The organism is Gordonibacter sp. (genome assembly GCF_036667095.1).
Taxonomy (GTDB): Bacteria; Actinomycetota; Coriobacteriia; order Coriobacteriales; family Eggerthellaceae; genus Gordonibacter.
The window spans coordinates 1-907 of the sequence record NZ_JAVWUP010000121.1 but is presented as its reverse complement, the minus strand read 5'-3'; the positions used below and the strand labels follow the sequence as shown (position 1 = coordinate 907).

Here is a 907-nt window from a genome sequence, read left to right as displayed (position 1 = left end):
TTGACACCCAAGCGCTCCGCCTCGGCGTACATCTTGGCATTGAGGCGCTTAGCCATCTCGTTGGTGGTGAAGAAGCCGAAGTTGCCGCCCTCCGAGGCGTACGTGGAAAGCGTGTAGTCGACGCCGAGTTGCTCGAGCATTATGATGTAGCCCATGAACGTGAACGTACCGGGCTCGGCATACAGATCACCCGAGGGAACCACCACGAGGATCTCGGCACCCTTGCGGTTGAACGAGGGCTCGATATGCTTGCCCGTGATTGTTTCCAAGTCGTCCATGAGGAACTCGACGTTGCCCATGATGGCCTGCGGCTCAAGGCCGACGTGGTTGCCCTTCATGTAGCAGTTGGCCACCGGCCCGGCTATCCACTCGGTGTTGAGGCCCACCAGGTTGAGCAGTTCGCGCCCCATCATGGTGATCTCGGCTTGGTCGATGCCGTAGGGGCAGAACGCCGAGCAGCGACGGCATTCCGTGCATTGGTAGAAGTAGTACCACCACTCCTTCAGCACGTCCTCGGTTAAATCGCGCGCGCCCACCAAAGCGCCGAACATCTTGCCCGACGCGGTGAAGTAGCGGCGGTACACCGAGCGCAGCAGCTCGGCGCGCACCACCGGCATGTTCTTAGGATCGCCCGATCCCATATAGAAGTGGCACTTGTCGGCGCAGGCTCCGCAGCGCACGCACACGTCCATGAACAGCTTGAACGAGCGGTACTTTCCCAGGAGGTCCTGCATGCCGTTGAGGATGATCGCCTTCCAGTTCTCGGGAAGGTTCCAATCCTCGTCGGTAGGCGACCACGCATGCGGGTTCGGCATGCCGACGGTTTCGAGCTTGTCGGGCTTCACGCCGTAGCAGAACATGCCGGCCTTGAGCTCCACAGGCTCGTCCATCCAGCCCTTCGAGGGCA

1 protein-coding gene is annotated in these 907 nt (G+C 60.9%); it reads right to left on the bottom strand.

Annotated features, from left to right (window positions below; genetic code table 11):
* Nucleotides 1-890 (bottom strand): (Fe-S)-binding protein (locus RR842_RS10125; protein ID WP_332729663.1); only part of this gene is annotated, 890 nt, incomplete at its 3' end.
* Between the last annotated feature and the right edge of the window lie 17 nt (nucleotides 891-907).